Origin of the sequence: Aliidiomarina taiwanensis, from assembly GCF_003987015.1 — a bacterium.
GTDB classification, from domain to species: domain Bacteria; phylum Pseudomonadota; class Gammaproteobacteria; order Enterobacterales; family Alteromonadaceae; genus Aliidiomarina; species Aliidiomarina taiwanensis.
The window spans coordinates 606,236-622,851 of sequence record NZ_PIPQ01000001.1; the positions used below are offsets into that span (position 1 = coordinate 606,236).

Here is a 16,616-nt window from a genome sequence, read left to right on the forward strand (position 1 = left end):
GCAGCCATTTGCTTAATCAAAACTATAATAAGAAATAATATGACAACAAAATCACCGACTCATAACCGTTGGTCAAGTAACTTTTCTTTTGTACTTGCCGCAACAGCCGCAGCCGTCGGGCTCGGAAATATTTGGAAGTTCCCATACATTATGGGTGAAAATGGGGGCGGTGCTTTTGTTCTTGTTTATTTGATTTTTATCTTTTTAATTGGTGTGCCTGTGCTTATGGCCGAGGTGCTTATAGGTCGCCGTGGACGAGCATCCCCTGGTTATGCAGTGCGTAAATTGGCTAAAGAGTCGAAGGTAAACTCAGCTTGGCAAGTCACAGGTTGGCTGGGTATGTTTGCCGGCTTTATGATTCTTTCTTTTTATGCCGTTATTGCTGGCTGGGCGCTTTCCTACATGGTGAAAGCGGCGCAAGGCACTTTTTTTACCGGTATATCAGAAGCGGAAATTGGCAATGTGTTTGGTAGCATGGTCAGTAACGCTAATGAACTGGTTCTTTTCACTACCATCATGATAGCGGGCACCGTGTTTGTGGTGGGCAAGGGCTTTAAAAGCGGTTTGGAGCGTGCGGTCACTTTTTTAATGCCCATGCTTTTATTGTTGCTTATTTTAATTGCAGTTTATGCAGCAAAAATAGGGGACTTTGGCACAGCGGCGCAGTTTATTTTTAAACCCGACTTTGCCAACTTAAGCAGCCAAGGTATTTTGATTGCCCTAGGGCACTCCTTTTTTACTTTAAGCTTAGCTTCCGGCGTGATGATTATTTACGGTGCGTACGTACCCCGTGAAACATCTATTGTCCGTACGTCTATTTGGATAGCCATTGCCGACACCATAGTGGCGGTGATAGCCGGTTTAGCCATTTTCCCCATTGTGTTTGGCTTTGGTTTACAGCCTGGCGAGGGGCCTGGACTTATTTTCCAAACTTTGCCCATAGCCTTTTCGGCCATGCCAGCTCCAAGCTTAGTTGCTACTGTGTTCTTTTTAATGCTGGTTCTAGCTGCTTTTACCTCGGCTATTTCCATGATAGAAGCCACGGTAGCCTTTATTGAAGAGAAATTTAAAACTAGCCGCTGGACAGCGGCCATTGTGTCCGGTGCACTGCTTTGGACAGTCAGTTTGGGTACTGTGTTTTCCATGTCGGGTGCCGCTTGGGCGCAAATCGACTGGGTTATTTTTGGTAAAGAGCTACCAACTATTTTCTCGGCCATCGACCACATAGCTTCCAATATACTACTGCCAATTGGTGGCTTGCTCGCTGCGCTATTTACCGGTTGGATTATGAAAAAGCACTACACACAAGACGAACTAAACACCAGCCCACTTGCTTACTTTATTTGGCAGGTGTGTGTGCGTTATTTGGCGCCTGTGGCCATCATCATTATTTTTCTTCAGTTGCTAGGCCTCATTTAAATTGAGGCCATTGCCACATAGAACATTAGAAGTGGAATTAAACAATGACAAACCAAGACATTAAATCTCCATCGTATCTGCAGGCCTTAATTCCGCTTGTAGCTCTTGTGGCCATGCTGGCCAGCTCCGTGTATTTATTTGGCGAAGACTCCTCCTATGGTCCGAACCAAATCGCTTTATTACTTGCAGCGGCCATTGCGTGTGTGGTGGCGTTTCGAAATGGCCATACCTGGAATAAAATAGAAGAGGGTATTGTCTCGGGCATTTCCGTTGCCTTAGGCGCAGTGCTCATCATCCTTATGGTGGGCTCTTTAATAGGTACCTGGCTTCTTTCCGGTATTGTGCCTACGATGATCTATTACGGGCTAGAATTACTTAGCCCCTCCTGGTTTTACGCAGCAAGCTGCTTAATTTGTGCTGTAGTTGCTATGTCCATCGGAAGCTCTTGGACGACAGCAGCCACCATAGGTGTGGCCCTTATAGGCGTTGCCACCGGGCTTGGTTTAAGCGTAGAAATAACCGCAGGTGCCGTCGTTTCAGGAGCTTATTTTGGTGACAAAATGTCACCACTTTCGGAAACTACGAACTTGGCCGCCGCTGTCAGTGGTAGTGAGTTGTTCGGCCACATTCGCTATATGAGCTGGACTGCTTTTCCAGCCTTCGGTATTACCATGCTGGTGTTTACCATTATGGGTTTTAGTAACACAGGCTCTGCAGACCTCAGCAAGCTGGTGCAAATGCAAGCGGACTTGAAAGGCATTTTCTATATTAGTCCCATTGTGCTGTTGCCTTTATTAGCGTTACTTGCACTGGCTATTTTCAAACAGCCAGCCTTACCTTCCATTTTGGCAGGGGCCGTGCTGGGTGGTGTGTGGGCTCTTATTTTCCAACAAGACCTAATTGCTGAATTGGCAGACCCTAGCCGTGCCAACGGGGTTGTTGGCGCACTAGAAATTGTTTGGCGGGCATTGGCCGACGGCGTCGATATTCACTCCAATAACGAAGACTTACAAAGCCTAGTCAGCGGTGGTGGTATGAGCGGTATGACCAACACAGTATGGCTGATTATTTCTGCGATGACCTTTGGTGCGGTGATGGAAACCACGGGCCTGCTGCAAAAAATAATAGGCGGCGTGCTGAAGCTGGTGAAGTCTACGGGCTCACTTATTTTCGCCACCATAGCAACGGGCTTTGGCACCAACGTTTTAACCGCAGACCAATACATGGCGATTGTTCTACCTGGCCGCATGTTCCGTGAAGCATACCAACAAGAAAACCTTGACGCGCGAGTGCTTTCACGCTCCCTTGAGTCAAGCGGTACCGTTACTTCAGCACTAATTCCGTGGAATACCTGTGGTGCCTTTATGTTCTCGGTATTAGGTGTCTACCCATTGGCTTATGCACCTTATGCTATTTTCCTGTGGCTAGTCCCTGTGTTAGCCATCGCTTACGGTTACACCAACTTTAAAATTTTACGGACCAACGACTCACAAACCAATCGTGTGCAAGAAGCATGACTGTAACAACAGCTCCTACGGCGCGTTATAGAAAAGACTATAAGGCGCCTTCTTTTAGTATCGACACGGTCGACCTTCACTTTTATTTGGACGACACCTGCACCCGCGTGGTCAATACCATGCAGGTACAAAAGCGTGACGACGAACCTGACCTAGTGCTTGACGGCGAACAACTTCAACTTGTGCAGGTGACATTAGACGACCGTCTGCTGGTGGCTGAACAAGACTATAAAGTAGGCCGCAAAAGCTTAACCATTTACAATGTGCCCGCACAGTTTAGCCTCACCATAGAAAACACCATTAACCCAAGTGCTAACACGGCACTTGAAGGTTTATATAAGTCGGCAGGTGTGTTTTGCAGTCAGTGTGAAGCAGAAGGATTTCGCCGCATTACTTACTTTTTAGACAGGCCAGACGTACTCAGTGTGTACACCACCACCTTGTACGTTGCCAACAAAGAAGAATACCCCCACTTACTCAGTAACGGCAACAAAGTAGACACGGGCACCACAGCAGAAGGGCTCAGCTGGGTACGTTGGCACGACCCATACCCAAAGCCTTCGTATTTATTTGCCGTGGTAGCGGGTGACTTCGACTTACTGGAAGACACCTATACAACCGCGGAAGGCCGTCAGGTTTTACTTCAGTTCTTTGTGGACAAAGGAAATTTAAACAAGGCGTATTTTGCCATGGAGGCACTTAAAAACTCCATGCGCTGGGACGAACAACGTTTTGGTTTAAGTTATGACCTCGATATTTACATGGTTGTTGCCGTGGACTTTTTCAACATGGGGGCCATGGAAAACAAAGGGCTGAATGTATTTAATTCAAAATTTGTGCTTGCCGATGAAGCATCAGCCACAGACCAAGACTTTATTAACGTTGAAGCGGTGATAGGCCACGAGTATTTCCATAACTGGACAGGTAACCGCATAACCTGCCGAGACTGGTTTCAGCTTAGCTTAAAGGAAGGCTTAACGGTATTCCGCGAACAGGAGTTTAGTGCTGACCAAGGCATGCGCGCGGTGAACCGTATTCAAGACGTGCGCATTATGCGTACCCACCAGTTTGAAGAAGACGCAGGCCCCATGGCCCACGCCATTCGACCCGACATAGTGGTCGAAATGAATAACTTTTACACGGTGACTATTTATAACAAAGGTGCCGAAGTAGTGCGTATGCTGCACACCTTGCTTGGGGAGCAAACCTTCCAAGCGGGTATGCGCCGCTATATAGCCGATAACGATGGCAAAGCAGCTACCTGCAATGACTTTTTGCAGGCTATGGAGCAGGCCAGTGGTCGCAACCTCAATCAGTTTAAACGTTGGTATTCACAAGCTGGCACGCCTGAAATTAGTGTGCAAACAGACTACAGCCGACGGCAACGAAAGCTTACTGTAACTATTAGCCAAGCTAGCGATAAACCTGCTAATGCTCCTTTTCATATACCCATTCAAGTGGAGCTTCTATCCCAGCAGGGCGAGCCATTGCACCCACCAGAGCTGCCTGTAAACAGCGTGCTGGAGTTGACCGAGCCCGAACAAACTTTCACTTTTACTGGGTTGAAGGAAGCGCCTGTATTTGCACCTCTTGCGAACTTCTCAGCGCCTGTTAAATGCAACGACACGCGTAGTTTGGACGAATTAATCACCATTACGCGGTTTGCCCAAGACGCTTTTTTGCGTTGGGACGCGGTGCAGCAGCTGTATAGCCAGGCTGTTCATGAAGCCATTGCGCAGGGTGGCGCACTGACACTGCCTAACGCCCTGATCGACGGCTTAAAAGCCAGCTTAACCGATGGCAATAGCGACCCAGCATTAGTCGCATTGCTATTGCAAATACCATCAGAAGAGGGTGTGGCAGCTGAATTTAAGTATGTCCCTGTGTCAGCAATTCACCGGGCTATCACCGAGCTGCATGAAGCGTTAGCCCGAGGCTTGTATACGGAATTGCTACAGGCTTGGGACATGCATTGGCCTCAAGCGACAGACAAACAGGCAGCTTTTAGTAAGGAAGCCATTGCAGCCCGTATGTTATGTAATACTTGCTTGGGTTACTTGGCGGCTATGACCGACAGCGAAGCTGTCCATGAACGTTTGCAGCGGCAGTTTGCCGCAGAACAAAGCATGACCCTTGTGTTCGGTGCCTTACAAGCTGCGGTTCACAACCAACACCGATTGGCCGAAGTCCAGCTAGCCCAGTTTGCCAACCGTTGGCAGCACGACCCCCTTGTGATGGATAAATGGCTCGCGGTGCAAGCCACAGTGCGACATGCTTCGAGCATTGCGAAGGTACACGAACTAACGGAGCACAGCGCCTTCGACTGGAGTAACCCCAACCGGGTGTATGCTTTACTGGCTAGTTTTAGCCACAACTTTGCCCAGCTGCATCAAGCCGACGGGGCAGGCTATGCACTTTTAGTTAGCGCCATTAAACGCTTGAACACAGCAAACCCGCAAGTGGCTTCCCGATTACTGTCGCCCTTATTGAACTGGCGACGTTTTAACGACGCGCGCCAAGGCTTATTGCAACAAGTGCTGTCTGATCTGCGTAACATGCCAGACTTAGCACCCGACTTGTTTGAAAAAATAGAGCAAAGTTTACGGTAAGCCAGTGAACGAATATATTTTGCCCATTCATCTTACGGCACTTGAAACCGAACAGTTATTTTACGGCAGTGGTCTACACCACATTGTTGTCACTGCCGAAAACGGCTTACGCGTGCAGTTGGCACTGCGCCATTTAGTACCCTTCATTACCCGCGATGGAATTTCAGGGCGTTTTCGTTTACGCACGAATGCCCAACATGCCTTCATTTCGTTAGAGAAATTGTAACTTTTAAGTTGTTGTTTTTTTAGAATAAAAAAACAGCTAGGAAAAACACTACAAGGGTCAAAATAAACTCATCCCACCACACTGGGTACCATTGCTTTTTGTGTCATTAAGGTCGAGAATATAAGGACATTCGTATTTACTTTTTGCACTTATATATTTGCTCTGAGTGTATGCATACAAGGATATATCCCTAATGACTTCGTTGAATGGTCAGTCTCCGGTTCTCCTTGAGAAGGTTTTTGAGGTAATCAAGAAAAAACTACCAGCAGACACAGCTCCGCTTGTGGTCGAGTTTACCGAGCGCCTCTACCAAAACGTTTCTCGAGACGATCTAATCGGACGCGATTATAGTAATATTTACGGTTCTGTAGTTTCCCTGTGGCACAGCTTTAATAACTATGCGAACGGGAATGAAGCACAAATTCGGGTATACAACCCTGAAGCGAGCAAGCATGGCTGGGAATCGCCTTATACCGTTGTAGAGATTATTCAAGTGGACATGCCATTTATGGTGGACTCGGTGCGCATGGCACTGAACCGCTTTGGTATTAAGCCGCACTTATTCTTACAAGCGCCTTTTACCCACACCCGGAATGAAGCAGGGGACGTGGTGAGTATTGTTGAAGCAGGTAAAGTCGACAAAAATGCACAAGCCGACACTGTCTTCTTGCTTGAAATTGACCGCCTTACCTCGGCGGACGAAATTGAAACATTAAAAATTGAACTTACCTCGGTTATGGCTGAAATTAAAGCCGCGGTTACCGACTGGCAGCCTATGCGTGAAAAGCTGGCAGAAATTGCGGACACCATTGAAGACAGAAACTACCCAGGTAGCGACGAAGACGTGGCACAAGCCAAGCGTTTACTGTCATGGTTGGCCGACAACAACTTTACCTTAATGGGTTACCGTGGTTATACGCTAACGCCTGTAGAAGGTGACTACGAGTTGCGCCAAGAAAAAGGCTCTAGCTTAGGTGTTATGAAAAGCACCGAGTCTGACACTCCGCGTAAAATTACCAGCATGACCAAGCAGTCGCGCCATGCAGCTTTAAGCAAAGACGAACTTATTTTGGTGACAAAAACCAACAGTAAGTCGCGGGTTCACCGCCCAGCTTATACCGACTATTTAGGTATTAAACGTTTCGACAAAGAAGGAAACGTCATAGGCGAAGACCGTTTTATTGGTTTGTATTCGTCAAGCTTTTATAACGACAGTGCCATGGACATTCCGTTTGTACGGGAAAAAATTCAAGCGGTATTGGAAGCGTCAAAATACGCCCCGAACTCTCATGGCAGCAAAGCTATTTTAAATATTTTACAAACCTACCCGCGCGACGAGCTGATTCAAACCAGCCCGGAAGAGTTACTCAGTACGGCCATGGGTGTACTGCAAGCGCAAGAGCGTGATGTGACCCGTTTGTTTATTCGTCGTGACGTATTTGGCCGCTTTATCACGGCCATGGTGTATGTGCCAAAAGAGCGCTACAACACCGGGTTACGTGAAAAAACTCAAGATATATTAGCCCGTTCACTCGGAGCCATTGGAGACGTTGAGTTTAATACGTACTTCTCAGAGTCGAACTTTGCCAGAACATTGTACACGGTTCGTGTATCAGACAGCGTACAGGACATTAATGTGAGTCAAATAGAACAAGATTTAGAAGAAGCTTCTCGCACGTGGGAAGACCACCTGGAAAGCCTACTTGTAGCAGCCCACGGTGAAGCAAAAGCGCAAACCTACATGCGCCGCTATGCCGACGGTTTCCCGCGCTCTTATAAGGAAGACATTTTAACGTCAGTTGCGATTGCAGACATCGACCAGCTTGAAGCGCTCGACGACGACCACAAGCTTGGTATGTTGTTTTACCGTGCCCAAGAAGTGGAAAACGACTCAAACCGTGTGAAACTAAAGCTTTTCCATAAAGACGAGCCTATTCACTTGTCTGACGTGCTACCCATGCTTGAAAACTTTGGTCTGCGCATTATTAACGAAAGCCCGTACGAAATTACCACCAACGAAGGTAATGTGTTCTGGGTGCTCGACTTCTTTATGGTGCACACGGCCGGCCCTCTTGACCTTGACGAAATTCGTGAAAACTTCCAGGAAGCCTTTGCACGTGTATGGAGCGGCGAACTAGAAGATGACGGCTTTAACCGTTTAGTTTTAAGCGCAGGCATGTCCGGTCGCCACGTTGTTATTTTACGTATGTTAGCCAAATACATGCGTCAAATTGGCGTGACCTTTAGCCAAAGCTACATAGAAAACACCTTTGCTCGCTACCCGAAAATTGCAGAGCTTATTATTAAAATGTTCTACACCAAGTTTGAGCCGGGTGTGGAAAACGTTGAAGAGCAACTGGCCGCTATTAACGAAGCGCTTCAGGGCGAGTTAAGCAATGTAGCCAGCCTGGACGACGACCGTATTATTGGTCGCTACATCGACTTAATTAAAGCGGCTTTACGTACTAACTTCTTCCAGAAAGACGAAAGCGGCAAGCCGAAGAGCTATGTGTCTATCAAGTTCTTACCGGAAGAGATTCCAGAAATGCCATTACCGCTGTTGAAGTACGAAGTATTTGTGTACTCGCCGCGTGTTGAAGGTATTCACTTACGTGGTGGTAAGGTGTCTCGTGGTGGTTTACGTTGGTCAGACCGCCCTGAAGACTTCCGTACCGAAGTGCTTGGCCTGGTAAAAGCACAGCAAGTGAAAAACACCGTGATTGTACCTGTTGGTGCGAAGGGTGGCTTTGTTGCGAAGAAACTGCCAACCGAGCGTGACGCTTTCTTTGAAGAGGGCAAAAACTGCTACCGTATTTTCATCCGCGGTCTGCTTGATATTGCTGACAATATTGTGGAAGGCGAAGTGGTACATGCGCCAGACGTTGTGCGTTACGACGAAGACGACACCTATATTGTTGTTGCTGCAGACAAAGGAACCGCAACCTTCTCAGACATTGCCAACGGCATTGCTGCTGAATACAACTTCTGGTTAGGCGACGCCTTTGCTTCGGGTGGTTCAGTTGGTTACGACCATAAAAAAATGGGTATTACCGCAAGCGGTGCTTGGCAGTCGGTTATGCGCCATTTCCGTGAAATTGGTGTGGACTGTCAGACAACAGACTTTACCTGTGTGGGTATTGGTGACATGGGCGGTGACGTATTCGGAAACGGTATGTTGCAGTCGAAGCACACCAAGCTAGTGGGTGCCTTTAACCACATGCACATTTTTGTGGACCCGAACCCGAACCCAGAAACCACCTATGAAGAGCGTTTACGCTTATTCAAAATGCCACGTTCATCGTGGGCTGACTTCGACAAGAGCTTGCTCAGTGAAGGGGGTGGCATTTTCGAACGTAGTGCCAAGTCCATTAACTTAACACCACAAATTCAAGAGCTTGTGGGCACAACCAAAAGCAGCATGACGCCAAACGAGTTGATCCGTGCATTGCTCATGTCTGAAGTCGACCTCATTTGGAACGGCGGTATTGGTACATACGTGAAGTCGTCGAAAGAGTCCGACATTGACGTAGGCGACCGTGCTAACGACCCACTGCGTGTCAACGGCGAAGACATTCGTGCTGTGATTATTGGCGAAGGCGGTAACCTGGGTATGACCCAGCTTGGCCGTATTGAATACGCGAATAAAGGCGGCCGCATTAACACCGACTTTATTGATAACGTGGGTGGTGTGTCGTGCTCGGACAACGAAGTAAACATTAAAATATTACTGAACGGCTTGGTGAACCAAGGCAAATTAACGCGTGAACAGCGCGACGAAATGCTCTTTGCCATGACCGAAGACGTGCGTGAAATTGTGCTGACAGACGCGAAGCGTCAAACCCAGTCCATGTCGGTAACTTACCTACGTGGTGTAAGCCAAATTAAAGAAATTCAACGCTTTATTCACCAGTTAGAGCGCGACGGTCACCTTGATCGTGCCATCGAGTTCTTACCAAGCGACGACGAACTGGCCGATCGCATTGCCAACGGCAAAGGCTTTACACGTCCAGAGTTAGCCGTACTGTCTGCTTATGGCAAAATGGTGTTGAAAGACGAATTTGCCATTGACGCAATTGCCAACGACCCGTTCCATGCCAAAGAGTTAGTGAACTCTTTCCCAGCTGCGCTGCGTGAAAAGTTTGCAGACGACATGGAAGGGCACCCACTGCGCACCGAAATTATTGCCACTAAATTGGCAAATAATATGGTGAATGACATGGGGCCAAACTTCTTGCTTCGTAAGAAAGAAGCAACAGGCGCTACTTCAGCTGAAATTGCGGCTAGTTATGTTATTTCTCGCGAACTCTTTGAAGCTCATAAAATTAGAGCTGAAATTGAAGCGCTCGATAACATTATTTCGGCAGATGCACAGAACCAAATTCTATTCCAGGTTCGCCGCTTAGTTCGCCGTACTTCCCGTTGGTTCTTACGTCATAAGAACCCAGCACTGAAAGGTATTCAGGCGCATATCGACTTCTACAAAGCAGCGTTTGACGACCTACGTGAAAATGCGTTGGACTACATTACCGAGGTTGAAGCGAAAGAAATTAAAGCAGATATTGCACGCTTAGAAGAAATTGGAGTGCCAGCAGCCCTTGCCCAGCAAGTTGGCTTGTTAAGCACCACCTTCTCAGCCATGGATATTGCGGAAATTTCAGCGGCAAGTAAGCAAGAAATTTCAACTGTTGCGCAAATTTACTTCCGTCTCGGTGCAAAAACAGAATTGCACTGGTTCTTAAAAGAAGTGAACGCACAGCCTACAGCAAACCACTGGCAAGCACTTGCACGTGCTGCCTTCCGTGAAGAGCTGGACTGGCAGCAGCGTGAACTTACCAGCACAGTCCTGAGATTTGCTGACAAAGCAGACTCCCCAGTGGCTATGCTAGAACTATGGATGGAGAAAAATGCCACCCACTTGAACCGCTGGAAGCAAATGCTTGCAGACTTCAAATCAACACAAAGCCACGAGTTTGCGAAATTCTCTGTTGCGCTTAGTGAATTGATGATGCTAGGACAGCATTGTGGAGAAGATCAGTAATGCAGTTTTTGTACCCTGCTATGCGTCGTTGGCTATTTAGCCGCGACGCAGAATGGTCACACGACTTTACACTAAAACAATTACACAGGTTAGGGCGGTCACCGTTGGCTTTTTTACTAAAGCAAACGGTGCCAAGTAAGCCTGTGGAGTGTTTAGGCATGACCTTTCCTAACCCTGTGGGGTTAGCGGCCGGGTTAGACAAAAACGCAAACTGTATTGACGCATTTGCGCAAATGGGGTTTGGCTTTATTGAAGTGGGCACGGTCACACCGCGCCCACAACTTGGTAATGCAAAGCCCCGCATGTTCCGATTACCAGAAGCCCGTGCGCTTATTAATCGCATGGGCTTTAATAATGGTGGTTTAGACCTCATGGTCGAAAACCTGAAAAACACCAAGTACTCAGGTATTTTGGGTGTGAACATAGGAAAAAATAAAGACACGCCAGAAGAAGAAGGGCCTGAAGACTTTAGGCTGTGCTTAGAGCGTGTTTATCCTTATGCAAGCTATGTCACAGTCAATATTTCATCACCGAATACGCCTGGCTTGCGCGATATGCAACACGGAAAACAATTAGCTCGTTTACTTTCAGTGTTAAAAGCAGAACAGCAGCGCCAACACCAAGCCACAAAACGTTATGTGCCCTTGGTAGTAAAAATAGCACCAGACCTCGACCAACCAGCCGTGGAAGCTTTAGCAGAACTGTTGTTAGAACATAGCATCGACGGTGTGATTGCAACGAATACAACCCTTGAGCGTCATGCGGTCGCAGAGCTTGAACACGGTAACGAAGCCGGTGGACTTAGTGGCCCACCCGTTCATGAACGTAGCTGCGATGTTATCCGTTGGTTACGGGCTGCAACCCATGCTGATTTCCCAATAATTGGGGTGGGAGGGATAGATAGTGCAAAAAGCGCACAAGAAAAACTGGACGCAGGCGCAAATTTAGTGCAAATTTATACAGGTTTTATATATAGCGGACCCCGCTTAATTCGTGATATCGTAACAAAATTATAACTAACAGTCTTAAGTTGTGGCTAAATTGTAAGGGAATTCAATTAGATGCAAAACTGGCAGTGGCGGTATGACACAGCTAATGAAGCGTTATGTGCCATTATGGACAATGGCATAGAGCAACCGCTTGTTTTTAAAAAGAAACATTTCCGAAATGATATGCCAGCCTTGTGTGACTTCACACTAGACGATGCTAATTTGCATAGTACGCTGCTAGAATACCAAGAAACACAAGAGGGTACTGCTCCCTCGGACTTCTTTTTGGTTGCTCTACATGGAGCAGCAATTGCACGCTTTGGTAAAGCCTTAATGGCACAAAGCTGGCACTTCCAAACAAACACCCTTGAAGAATGGCCTGTCAATCATCTTTATTGCCGGTTAAAGTCTGGCTTTGAAGAGAAGAGCTTTATTATTGTCAGTCAAGATCATCGTAGTAGCCTGTGTATGCTTCTTGACGATACCTTCGAAATAGGGGCAAACAAAGTAATGAAGCGGTTTGATGTGGTGCGGGTTTTAAACGACCGACTCTTTAGCCACCCTTGTCACCCTGTTGCAGAAACGCCGAACCATTGGCAGGAACTCGCTTAAAAGCTTTTTAGGTGGCTATTTCTGCTCGTTACAGCAAAGGGCTTACAAAGAATGTTAAACGTTCGTAGAGGCGGCTTAAGCGGCCTCTTTTTTCCCACGCTTCATAAGTAACAGGTTCACTGTCTTTGCTGTATTGGTTCAGCAAACGAATGATTTTTCCGCAGCTGTTTTCATTATAAAGAGCAAACGAAAGTTCAAAGTTTAGCTGAAAGCTTCGCACGTCTAAGTTGACACTGCCAACAATGGCTATTTGCTCGTCTATCACAAGGGCTTTGGTGTGCAGCAATCCTTTGTTAAAGTGACGAATTTCCGCGCCAGCCCGCAAAATGTCACTATAAAAAGACTTGCTTGCCCAGCCGGCTAGCTTGGAGTCGCACTTTTTGGGCAGTAAAATAATCACTTCCACACCTCGTTCGGCCGCATGGCACAAGGCCAATAGCAAGGACTCAGAAGGTACGAAGTAGGGCGTTGCTACAGTAATGCACTTTTCAGCTCGGTAAATACTGGTCAGCATAACCTGGGTTATCACATCAGTGCCTAAATCTGGACCAGAGGGGACCATGGTCATCCACTGGGTGGTGGGAAGAAGCTCTATTTCTCGCTCCATTACAGGGAAACGGCGCTCGCCCGTTTCAACTTCCCAGTCCCATGAAAATACTTTAGACACACCAAAGGCGGCAGCGCCTTCAAAGCGCATCATCATGTCTATCCAAGGACCTACTTTGCGTTTGCTATTAAAAAACCGCGGATCGGCCATGTTCATCGAACCGCTGTAGCCAACCTTATTGTCCACAATGAGCAGTTTACGGTGCATGCGCAAGTCGATGCGGCGAAAAATATTTCGCCAAAGGGAAACAGGCAATGCGGCAACGAACTCAATACCGGCAGCCCGCATTTCTGCTAATTGCTTGGAAAACATAAAGAAGGACCAACTGCCAGCATGGTCCACCAATATTTCTATTTTCACGCCACGCTCTGCGGCCTCTATTAATGCCTGTGCCACCTCGGCCACGCGGCCCTGGTCGTGCCAAATATAAAAGCACGCCCGTATATTTTTCTGAGCACAGCGAATGTCAGCAAGCCAAGCATCAAAAATCTCATCGGGGTCACTGAACACCTGTAAGTCGTTGTAGCCAATAGAGCCACGGCCCATATGCTCTTGCATAATGCTGTAAACCGCTTTAGCTGCGGTAGAAGTCGGCTTTTGGCCTTTTTGCTCTAATAAATGAGAGGAAAGGTTTTGAATAAAGGGGTCACGCAAGGCTTGCGCCCGCTCAGCTCGGCGCTTTCCGAGTTGCACTTCACCAAACAGGAAGTACAAAACCACCCCTAAAATGGGTAAGAAAACAATAATCAGCATCCAAGCCAGCGACGAGCTAACAGAGCGGCGTTTAAAAACAACCCGCAGGAACACAGTTGTTAAAAGTAACCAGTAAATAATCAAACCAATAGTGGATAGATTCAAGGTAACCGCCATCGTTTAAAGTTAATTAAAACTACTATATCGAGCTAACTGCCGTGGGGCAATGTGCACGCTGTAAGCTAATGTATTATTTAGAATGCAAGCGTTTTATAAGTTATTGTTGCTTCAAGCCATGCTTGGGGTCGAACAAGCTCGACTTGAAACGGTCGATAAACCAGGCCAAGGCCTTTCCTTCTTTACCAGCACGCCAAGCCACTGAAATAGGGGTGTTGGGGCGCGGGCTTTCTAGCTCAAGGGCAACTAAGCAGCCTTCAGTTAATTCCTGCTGAATACGGTGGCGAGGTAAAAACCCAACGCCAAGCCCTTTTATCTGAACATCTACTTTGTAGTCTATGGTAGGCACGGTTATGCGGCTGCGACCGTCAAGGAGACCAGAAGAGCGTCGTGGTAGCCGCTGTGAACTGTCTGCTACCACCACGGTAGGGTAGCCTTGAATTACGTCGGGCGTTAGGGGTTGTGGTGCGTGGGTGAGCGGGTGGCCGGCTGCCACTGCAAAGTCAAAAACTACTTCACCCAGGGCATGGGTACGAAAACCCGCAGCGGGCGGCTTTCCTTCGGCACCGATCACCAAATCGCAACGGTCGTCGTTTAGAGCGTCCCAGCTACCACCTAACACTTCTTCGCTTAAACGAATTTCAGTTTTTGGCTGGATTTGCTGAAAGTCAGCCAGCAGTTGCAGTACGTGCTCGTTGGTTAAAATACTGTCGATACAAATGCGCAGCTCCGGCTCCCAACCCTCGGCAGCTTGGCGGGCTAAAGCAGTTAGCTCATCTGCGGCTTTCAGTATGTGCCGGCCTTGCTCTAATACCAAGCGGCCCGTTGCTGTCAGTTCGGCCCGACGCCTGCTACGATCGAATAAGGCGACGCCCAAGTCTTCTTCTAGCTTTTGCACTGTATAAGACACGGCGGAAGGTACGCGGTGTAGCTCTTCTGCCGCAGCAGCAAAGCTATTCCGCCGAGCAATGGCGTCCAAGGTTAAAAGGGAGTCAAGTGTAATAGGTGAAGCCATTGTTCAAAATTCCTGATGTTATTGGTCAAAATGTTCCGTTATTAATTAGTACATATAGCTACTATAGTATCTTCATCGAACAAGGCAATTGAATATTTAAATTAGTTATATGCAACTTACCAGGAGCAACTTATGAAAAACATGACAAAATTACAATGTGTACTGAGCACGAACCAAAACTATGCAGGTCTTGTACTGCGCATGATTGCGGGCATTATTTTTGTCGCCCACGGTGCCCAGAAACTGTTTGGGAGTTTTGGTGGCTACGGGCTTGAAGGCACAGGGCAGTGGATGGCCTCGATTGGTTTAGAGCCGGGCTTTTTAATGGCTTTAGCTGCTGGCAGTGCCGAATTCTTTGGTGGCCTGGCCCTTATTTTAGGTCTGTTAACCCGCCCAGCTGCTTTGGTGTTAGCTGTAACTATGGTGGTCGCAATTGTTACCGTGCACTTACCAAACGGTTTGTTTATGAGCAACAATGGGTATGAGTTTGGTTTGGCATTGCTTGGTATGTCTGTGGCACTTGTGTTTAACGGTGCAGGCAAGATTCCTCTCGACAGCCTGATCAATAATAAATTAAGTCAGTCATAAACTGCATGTTCAAAATACACGCATACCCCAGCATGCATGGCTTGCTGGGGTTCATACATCAATATATGGAGTCATTATGGGACTTTTAGTTGACGGTCAATGGGTCGACCAATGGTACGACACAGACGCAAACGACGGTAAATTCGCCCGTAGCGAGTCACAATTTCGTAACTGGGTTACCGCAGACGGTAGCGCAGGGCCAACCGGTGAAGCGGGCTTTAAAGCAGAGCCAGGCCGATACCACTTGTATGTGTCGCTAGCATGCCCCTGGGCCCATCGCACCCTTATTTTTCGTAAGCTAAAAGGGCTGGAGTCTATGATTACTGTGTCGGTGGTAAACCCACTGATGGCCGAGCATGGCTGGACTTTCGCAGACGACGAAGGCGTGGTCGCCGACCCTTTATATAATGCAGACTTTATGCACCAAATTTATACGCAAGCTGATCCTAAGTATTCAGGCCGGGTTACAGTGCCAGTGCTTTGGGATAAAAAACAGAATAAGCCAGTCAGCAACGAGTCGGCAGAAATTATTCGTATGTTTAACAGTGCGTTTGACCAGGTGGGAGCCACTGAGGGCGACTATTATCCGGAAGCGCTGCGCGCCGAAATCGATGAGATAAATGAAAAAGTCTACCATCAAGTAAATAACGGTGTGTATAAAGCCGGTTTTGCTACTACCCAACATGCCTACGAAGACGCAGTCCACCCATTGTTCGACACTCTTGATGAGCTAGAACAGCGTTTAAGCACACAGCGGTACCTCGTTGGCAACCAGGTTACTGAAGCGGACTGGCGCTTATTTACCACCTTGGTGCGTTTCGACCCTGTGTATCATGGCCACTTTAAGTGTAACTTAAAACAAATAGCCGACTACCCGAATTTAACGGGCTATATTCGTGAGCTATATCAATGGCCAGGCGTTGCGGAAACCGTGAATATGAAACACATTAAAGAGCACTATTATCGTAGTCACGGCACGATAAATCCAACAGGGGTGGTACCGGCAGGTCCCATCTTAGATTTTGAACAGCCCCATCAGAGGGAACAATTAAGTTAACCGACAATCGTGCCTTAGCACAGGCTAGGGCACGCCTTCTTGCATAAAAGCCTACCCACATTTTTTTAC

The 16,616-nt window shown here is 47.5% G+C and carries 11 protein-coding genes; 9 read left to right on the plus strand and 2 right to left on the minus strand.

Annotation, left to right across the window (positions count from 1 at the left end; all coding sequences use genetic code 11):
• Window positions 1-39 precede the first annotated feature (39 nt).
• The 7 genes from CWE15_RS02820 to CWE15_RS02850 all read left to right on the plus strand — a co-directional run bounded on the left by CWE15_RS02820 (window position 40) and on the right by CWE15_RS02850 (window position 12,410).
• The gene (locus CWE15_RS02820) at window positions 40-1,419 is read left to right on the plus strand and encodes a sodium-dependent transporter (protein ID WP_126756517.1); all 1,380 of its coding nucleotides are present in this window, start codon (window positions 40-42) and stop codon (window positions 1,417-1,419) included.
• A gap of 44 nt (window positions 1,420-1,463) precedes the next feature.
• Window positions 1,464-2,936, plus strand: coding sequence for a Na+/H+ antiporter NhaC (gene nhaC / locus CWE15_RS02825; protein WP_126756518.1), 1,473 nt, complete (start codon window positions 1,464-1,466; stop codon window positions 2,934-2,936).
• Window positions 2,933-5,545, plus strand: coding sequence for an aminopeptidase N (pepN, locus tag CWE15_RS02830; RefSeq protein WP_126756519.1), 2,613 nt, complete (start codon window positions 2,933-2,935; stop codon window positions 5,543-5,545). The genes nhaC and pepN overlap by 4 nt, the downstream gene beginning before the upstream one ends.
• Before the next feature lie 4 nt (window positions 5,546-5,549).
• Entirely contained in the window at window positions 5,550-5,771 is a 222-nt protein-coding gene (locus tag CWE15_RS02835) for a DUF2835 family protein (RefSeq protein ID WP_126756520.1), read from the plus strand.
• A gap of 193 nt (window positions 5,772-5,964) precedes the next feature.
• A complete protein-coding gene (locus CWE15_RS02840) occupies window positions 5,965-10,809 on the plus strand; it encodes an NAD-glutamate dehydrogenase (protein ID WP_126756521.1) in 4,845 nt (1,614 codons plus the stop codon).
• Window positions 10,809-11,825: a quinone-dependent dihydroorotate dehydrogenase gene (locus CWE15_RS02845; RefSeq protein WP_126756522.1), complete on the plus strand. Its 1,017-nt coding sequence runs from the start codon at window positions 10,809-10,811 to the stop codon at window positions 11,823-11,825. Before CWE15_RS02840 ends, CWE15_RS02845 begins: the two co-directional genes overlap by 1 nt.
• A gap of 45 nt (window positions 11,826-11,870) precedes the next feature.
• On the plus strand, window positions 11,871-12,410 hold the full coding sequence (locus CWE15_RS02850) for a cell division protein ZapC domain-containing protein (RefSeq protein ID WP_126756523.1): 540 nt from the start codon (window positions 11,871-11,873) through the stop codon (window positions 12,408-12,410).
• Window positions 12,411-12,438: 28 nt separating this feature from the next.
• Here the strand turns inward: CWE15_RS02850 and cls are convergent, their stop codons facing one another.
• Together cls and CWE15_RS02860 are read right to left on the minus strand one after the other, a co-directional pair.
• Window positions 12,439-13,875 (minus strand): cardiolipin synthase, encoded by a 1,437-nt coding sequence (cls, locus tag CWE15_RS02855; protein WP_157980701.1) that lies wholly within the window; start codon window positions 13,873-13,875, stop codon window positions 12,439-12,441.
• 112 nt (window positions 13,876-13,987) lie between these two features.
• Window positions 13,988-14,902 carry a LysR family transcriptional regulator gene (locus CWE15_RS02860; protein ID WP_126756525.1) on the minus strand — a complete coding sequence of 305 codons (915 nt, stop codon included), beginning with the start codon at window positions 14,900-14,902 and terminating at the stop codon, window positions 13,988-13,990.
• Between the two features lie 132 nt (window positions 14,903-15,034).
• Between CWE15_RS02860 and CWE15_RS02865 the strand changes: the two genes are divergently transcribed.
• Both CWE15_RS02865 and CWE15_RS02870 read left to right on the plus strand, forming a co-directional pair.
• Window positions 15,035-15,490, plus strand: coding sequence for a DoxX family protein (locus CWE15_RS02865; protein ID WP_126756526.1), 456 nt, complete (start codon window positions 15,035-15,037; stop codon window positions 15,488-15,490).
• A 76-nt stretch (window positions 15,491-15,566) separates the two neighbouring features.
• Window positions 15,567-16,547 carry a glutathione S-transferase family protein gene (locus CWE15_RS02870; protein WP_126756527.1) on the plus strand — a complete coding sequence of 327 codons (981 nt, stop codon included), beginning with the start codon at window positions 15,567-15,569 and terminating at the stop codon, window positions 16,545-16,547.
• Window positions 16,548-16,616: the final 69 nt, after the last annotated feature.

Bases quoted from the DNA above. Each gene is read 5' to 3' on its own strand.
- CWE15_RS02840 (WP_126756521.1), top strand. From the start codon at position 5,965: ATGACTTCGTTGAATGGTCAGTCTCCGGTTCTCCTTGAGAAGGTTTTT.
- CWE15_RS02860 (WP_126756525.1), bottom strand. From the start codon at position 14,902: ATGGCTTCACCTATTACACTTGACTCCCTTTTAACCTTGGACGCCATT.
- nhaC (WP_126756518.1), top strand. From the start codon at position 1,464: ATGACAAACCAAGACATTAAATCTCCATCGTATCTGCAGGCCTTAATT.
- CWE15_RS02820 (WP_126756517.1), top strand. From the start codon at position 40: ATGACAACAAAATCACCGACTCATAACCGTTGGTCAAGTAACTTTTCT.
- pepN (WP_126756519.1), top strand. From the start codon at position 2,933: ATGACTGTAACAACAGCTCCTACGGCGCGTTATAGAAAAGACTATAAG.
- CWE15_RS02845 (WP_126756522.1), top strand. From the start codon at position 10,809: ATGCAGTTTTTGTACCCTGCTATGCGTCGTTGGCTATTTAGCCGCGAC.
- CWE15_RS02850 (WP_126756523.1), top strand. From the start codon at position 11,871: ATGCAAAACTGGCAGTGGCGGTATGACACAGCTAATGAAGCGTTATGT.
- CWE15_RS02865 (WP_126756526.1), top strand. From the start codon at position 15,035: ATGAAAAACATGACAAAATTACAATGTGTACTGAGCACGAACCAAAAC.
- CWE15_RS02870 (WP_126756527.1), top strand. From the start codon at position 15,567: ATGGGACTTTTAGTTGACGGTCAATGGGTCGACCAATGGTACGACACA.